General features: G+C 71.8%; 3 protein-coding genes. All 3 read left to right on the top strand.

Annotation, left to right across the window (positions count from 1 at the left end; translation table 11 throughout):
* Nucleotides 1-194: 194 nt before the first annotated feature.
* Nucleotides 195-2,894 carry a CBM35 domain-containing protein gene (locus tag ACZ6JE_RS14930; RefSeq protein ID WP_464319441.1) on the top strand — a complete coding sequence of 900 codons (2,700 nt, stop codon included), beginning with the start codon at nt 195-197 and terminating at the stop codon, nt 2,892-2,894.
* Between the two features lie 130 nt (nt 2,895-3,024).
* On the top strand, nt 3,025-5,163 hold the full coding sequence (locus ACZ6JE_RS14935) for a glycoside hydrolase family 36 protein (protein WP_464319442.1): 2,139 nt from the start codon (nt 3,025-3,027) through the stop codon (nt 5,161-5,163).
* Nucleotides 5,164-5,206: 43 nt separating this feature from the next.
* Nucleotides 5,207-6,535, top strand: coding sequence for an ABC transporter substrate-binding protein (locus tag ACZ6JE_RS14940; protein ID WP_320479219.1), 1,329 nt, complete (start codon nt 5,207-5,209; stop codon nt 6,533-6,535).
* Nucleotides 6,536-6,580 lie beyond the last annotated feature (45 nt).

Raw genomic sequence — 6,580 nt, forward strand, 5'->3', positions numbered from 1 at the left:
GCACGCTCGACGCCCACCTCGCCGCGGCACGGGCGATCGCCGCAGGCGAAGGAGGCGCGGCAACGGACGGGAATCGACGTGAAAGGGTTTTCGTGAAAACGCTTGCAAACGTCGGACGGCCCGTGCATGCTTCGTGATAGCGATTTCACACCGACGTGATCGCGGTATCGACGAAGTACGAAGGAGTACCTCCGTTGTCGCTCTTCTCCCTGACTCCCGCCCGCCGTGCTCTGCTCGGCTGCACCGCCGCCGTCGGTGCCGTGGCCATCGCCCTCTCGGGCTCTCAGCTGCTCGTCGCCCCCACCTCGGCGGAGGCCGCCACCAGCCGCGTCGCCGTCGACTTCGGCACCACGACCGGCGACTTCCGCGGCGGCGCCACCGGAACCCTCTACGGCCTCGGCGACGACGGCTCGCCCTCGCCCGCCGTGCTCGAGGGCGCACGCGTCACGAACACCTCGCAGAAACCCCCGCAGGGCGCCCAGCACCCGAACGGCGACGCCCTCGACGTCGAGACCGACTTCTTCGCGGCCGGCGGCCAGGACCTCTACGTCTACGCACAGGACATGTACCCGGACTGGGCCTACAACGGCGGGCAGCGCCCGGGCGACGCGAACGGCGACGGCGAGTGGGACTACCTGCCGATCCTCCGTCAGGTCGTCGAGTCGATCGCGTCGAACTCGGCCCACCCCGAGAAGTACGTGTTCATCCCGTTCAACGAGCCCGACGCCGGCAACTGGTACCCGAACTGGAGCACGCAGAAGACGCAGTTCCTCGCCGACTGGTCGGCGGCCTACGTCGAGATCCAGAAGATCTACACCGCCCACGGCCTCGGCGCGGCGAAGGTCGGAGGCCCCGGCGACGCCGGCTGGCACGCCGACCGCAGCCGCGACTTCCTCGCCTACGCGAAGCAGAAGCGCCAGCTGCCCGACGTGTTCATCTGGCACGAGCTCGGCACGCAGAACCTCGCGACCTTCCGCGGCCACAACGCCGAGTACAAGAGGATCCTCGCCGACCTCGGCATCGCCGACATCCCGGTCAACATCACCGAGTACGGGATGCTCCGCGACATGGGCGTGCCCGGCCAGCTGATCCAGTGGTTCTCCATGTTCGAAGAGCAGAAGGTCGACGCCCAGACCGCCTACTGGAACTACGCCGGCAACCTCTCGGACAACTCGGCCCGAAGCAACGGCGCCAACGGCGGCTGGTGGATGTTCAAGTGGTACGGCGACCTGGCCGGCAGTGAGACGGTCAAGGTGACCCCGCCGCAGGCGGACGCCGCCGACACCGTGCAGGCCATCGCCGCCCGCGACGACGCCGACGGCGAGGCCACCGTGCTCGTCGGTGGAGGCTCCTCCGACGTGCAGCTCGACCTGACCGGCCTCGACTCGGCCACGTTCGGCTCGAGCGTCGACGTGGTCGTCCGCGCGGCCCGGCTGAACGGGGCCGAGGGTCTCTCGGGCCAGCCTCCCGTGATCGTGTCGACCCGCGCCTCCTTGGCATCCGGCGCCGCCACGGTGACGATCCCGAACAACGACCGGTACGCCGCCTACGAGGTGCAGATCACCAAGCCGCTCGCCCAGCGACCCGCCGTCGACACCCGTCTCGTCAGCAGCGTCGAGGCCGAGAACGCCACGCTCGCGAACGCCACGGCCTACACCCAGGACCCTGCCCGCGAGTGGTCGTTCATGGCCTCGGGCGGACGCGACGTCGGCAGCTTCAACCAGGTCGGCTCGAGCGCCACATGGAACGTCACGGTGCCGCGCGACGGCACGTACCGGCTCTCGGTGCTCGCCGGCGCCAACCAGGCCCCCGGTCAGCACGCCCTGTTCGTCGACGGAGGCTTCGACCGGCTCGTCAAGTACTCGGCCGATCTCTCGCACACCTACCGTGGCAGCACCGACGTGCTCGTGCCTCTGAAGGCCGGCACCCACTCGCTGTCGCTCCGGGCGAGCCGCGACGGCCAGACGAGACTGCCTGGCAGCGACATCACCCTCGACCGGTTCGAACTGCGCGACGCGACCGACGGCGAGCCCACCACCTACCCCGCCACCGAGGCGCGACTCACCTCCGGAGCTCAGCTCGTCTACGGACAGACGCCGGCCGCCGGGAACGGAGGCGCGCGACTGTCGGGCGCGGCCGGCGCCTCGTTCTTCGTCGCGGCCACCGAGAGCGGATATCACGACGTCGCCGTCCGGTACACGACGACCAGGGCGTCGGCCGTCGGCCTGACCGTGGGCGACAAGGCGATCCCGGCCGGCAGCGTCTCGGCAGCCGGGGCGTGGACGACGACGGTGCGCGTCTGGCTGACCCAGGGCGTCAACGAGATCGGCGTCACGTCGTCGACCGGCGCCGTCGTCACCGATGTGACCAGCACCCGCGGCGCAGCCCAGCGCACGGCCGACACGGCGCAGGGCAACGCCGTGAAGGTGCAGGCCGAGTCGCTGACCCGGGCCGGCGGCACGATCGTCCGCACACTGCCGGCGACGACCGGCTCGAACGGCTCGGCCGACGCGCAGGGCGCGGTCTCCGTGCTCGGCAGCCTCGGCAACGGCGCCGGCAACACCGCCACCCTCGCCCGACCGGCGGGGCTCGGAGCCGGCGACTACGTGCTGACGCTCTCGGCCGCCAACGCCGACAAGAGCGCCTCGATCAACTACAACCCGCAGGTGATCAGCCGTTTCGTCGACGTGACCGAGGCGGGCGGCACCCGCGAACGGGTCACGGTCCGCCACAACTACGCCTGGACCAGCTTCTGGGACTATGCGCAGCCCCTCCGTCTCACCACCGCGAGCGGTGCCATCACCCTCGGCAACACCACCGCGTGGGCGCCCGACATCGACACCGTGACGCTCGCCAAGCAGAGCGTCGGGACGCCGACCACGACGGCTCGCTGACCAGCCCCGCCGCACCGCGCGCCAGCCCCACCCCGCAGCACGACCCCGCAGCACGACCGCCCGTGCCGGCCGACGACCCGCCCGTCGTCGGCCGGCCCCTCCCGATGACTCGGGAACGAAAGGACACCCCATGACTCTCGACCGCCTCCTGACGTCGCGCGACGACGAGGTGCCGACGGCCCCCGAAGCGATCGTGCGCTGGGCGACCCCCGGCCTCACGCTCGAGTTCGCCCACGGCGACGAGCCGTTGCACCTGGTGCGAGCCACGACCGACACGGTCGACACCCGGGTGGAGGCGGTCGTCCCGATCACCGAGATCCTCGCCGCCGGTCGCGGCCGCACCCTGGTCGGGTCGCGTCTCGTGCACACCGAGCTCGGGTCGACCCTGCGACTGATCGAGGTCCGACGCATCGACGACGATGGACTCGACCTCGTCTCGGCGTCGGACGAGGGTCTGCGGGTCGTTCTGCACCTGCGATCGTCGGCCCGCGCCTCCTTCTCGGTCACGACGACGGTCGAGAACACCGGCGACCGCGCCCTCGACCTGCAGTCGGTCACCTCGTGGGTGCAGGGGCTCGGCGGCACCGCCGGGCGGCCCGGGGGAGTCGACGACTGGACGCTGCTGCGCGGCCGCAACGACTGGCTCGGCGAGGGGCGCTGGTCCGAGACCCGACTGCGCGACGACCTCCCCGTGCTGGCCCAGCAGCTGACCGGGCACAGCCCGCGATCCGCCGTCAAGCAGATCTCGCAGGGCACCTGGTCGACCGGAGGCGCGTTGCCGCTGGGCGGGGTCGCCTCGGTCGAGCGCGGGGTCGCCTGGCTCTGGCAGATCGAGAACAACGGCCCGTGGCGCTGGGAGGTCGGCGAGCACGTCGACGACGCGTTCGTCGCCCTCTCGGGCCCGACCGACGTCGACCACCAGTGGGTGCAGCCGCTCGCGCCGGGGGAGTCGTTCACGACGGTGCCCGCCACGGTCGCCCTCGGAATCGACCTCGAGGCCGCGACCGCCGAGTTGACCCGTCACCGACGGGCCACCCGCCGTGCGCACCCCGACGACGCGCGACCCGCCATCGTCTTCAACGACTACATGAACACCCTCGACGGCGACCCGACCACCGACAAGCTGCTGCCGCTGGTCGACGCCGCCGCGGCCGCCGGGGCCGAGGTGTTCTGCATCGACGCCGGCTGGTACGACGACGGCGGCGACTGGTGGCCGAGCGTCGGCGCCTGGCAGCCCTCGACCGTGCGCTTCTCGGGCGGCCTCGCCGAGGTCACCGACCGCATCCGCTCGCACGGCATGGTGCCCGGGCTCTGGCTCGAGCCCGAGTCGGTCGGCGTGCTCAGCCCCGTCGCGTCGACGCTGCCGCCCGAGGCGTTCCTCCAGCGCCGCGGCCACCGCGTGCAGGAGCAGGAGCGCCTCCACCTCGACCTGCGGCACCCGGCCGCCCGGGCTCACCTCGACGAGGTCGTCGACCGACTCGTCCGGGACTTCGGCGTCGGCTACTTCAAGCTCGACTACAACACCGACCCCGGGGCGGGCACCGACGTCGACGCGCCGAGCGCCGGCGCCGGGCTGCTCGGCCACTCGCGCGCCGTGCTCGACTGGCTCGACGGCGTGCTCGACCGGCACCCCGCCCTCGTGCTCGAGGCGTGCTCGTCGGGGGCCATGCGCGCCGACCAGGCGATGCTCTCGCGAGTGCAGGCCCAGTCGACCTCGGACCAGCAGGACTACCTGCTCTACCCGCCTATCGCCTCCGCGGCACCGCTGTCGATGCTGCCCGAGCAGGCCGCGAGCTGGGCCTACCCGCAGCCGTCGATGACGGCCGAGCAGTCGGCCTTCTGCCTCGTGACCAGCCTGCTCGGCCGGTTCTTCCTGTCGGGCTACCTGAACCGGATGGACGACGCCCGGCTCGACCTCGTCCGAGAGGCCGTCGCGGCGGCCCGAGAGGTGCGCCGCGACCTCGTCGTGGCCGTGCCGACCTGGCCGAAGGGCCTCCCGACCTGGGACGACCGATGGGTCGCCCTCGCGCTGTCCGCCGACCGCCGCGTGCTCGTCTCGGTCTGGGACCGCGACGAGACCGCCGGCGAGCACGAGCTCGCGTTCCCCGCCCTGCGCGGCACCGACGTCGACGTCGACGTCGTGTTCCCCCGCAGTCTCACCCCGTGGCAGACCACCTGGAACACCGCCACGGGCATCCTGACCGTCCGTTCGACCGCCGAGACCGTCGGCGCCCGCACGTTCGCCCTCACGCCGCGCCCCTCGGCGTGAGACCCTCCCCCACACACAGCACCATTCTCCTAAGGACCGACCGATGAAGATCACCTGGAAGAAGAGCGCGGTGGCCGCGGCCGCCGTCGCGACCCTCACCCTCTCGCTGGCGGGCTGCAGCGACCCCGGAGCCGGCGGCGGGTCGTCCGCCGGAGGCCCCGTCAGCTGGCCCGAGCAGGACGCCGACCTGACCGGCACGACCCTGACGGTCTGGGCCGCCCAGAGCACCGCCGAGACGGCCGACAGCGTCATCGAGGGCTTCGAGGCGCTCACCGGCGCCACCGTCGAGGTCGAGACCATCCCCGACCCCTACGAGCAGGGCGTGCAGACCCGCGTCGCCACCGGAGACAAGCCCGACATCGCGTTCTGGCAGCCGACCGAGTCGAGTCTCACCGCCCTCAACGCGCGCACCAACCTGCAGCCGCTCGACGGCGCCCCCTGGCTCGGCGACTACGACGCCAACTACGCCGACATCACCGGCCTCCTCGACGACACCCGGTACGCCGCCCTCGTGACGGTGCCCGCGGTCGAGGGCGTCTACTACAACAAGCAGGTGCTCGCCGAGGCCGGCGTCACGGAGACCCCCGGCGACCTCGACGAGCTGCTCGCCACCGCACGCGACCTGAAGGCCGACGGCGTCACCCCCTTCCACGAGATGGGCGGCGACCGCTGGGCCACGCAGTGGTGGGTGCAGGTGCAGCTGGCCGACGCCGCAGCGGACGGCCTCTGGGATCGCGTGAACACCAACGAGGAGACCTTCACCGACCCGACCATCCAGGGCGCGATCGACGAGTACCAGGGCCTCATCGACGAGGGCCTGTTCAACGACGACATCGCCACGGCCACCTTCGAGGACCAGGGCGACGCCCTGCTCGCCGGCGACGCCGCGATGGTCATGCAGGTCAACTCGTTCTTCGGCCAGCTGCAGGCCAAGGCCGACACCGCCGAGCTGAACGAGAAGATCGGGTTCTTCCCGATCTCGCCCTCGGGCAACGTCGGCACGTTCATCCCCGACCAGGCCAACGCCGTCGTCGCCTTCGACACGGGCGACGACGCCCAGGAGGCCGCCTCGCGTCAGTTCCTCTCGTACTGGATGGGCGAGGGCTACCAGGGCTTCGTCGACGACCAGGAGACGGTCTCGCTCATGCAGGGCGTCGACACCCCCGAGACGGTTCCGGAGGCGCTGCTCGCGTCGGCGGAGTCCGTCCCGGACGCGGTCGGCTCGATGCAGGCCCTCGCGGTCGCCAACCCCGACCTGTACATCAACCTGGCCGACATGATCCAGGGCACGAAGACGCCGGAGCAGGTCGCCGAGGCCACGCAGCAGCAGTTCGCCGAGCTGGCCAAGGCCCAGGGCTCGACCGACTTCTGACCCACCCGACCGGGCGGGGCGGCCACACCAGCCGCCCCGCCCGGT

The sequence above is a fragment of the Frigoribacterium sp. AC759 genome (assembly GCF_979256015.1).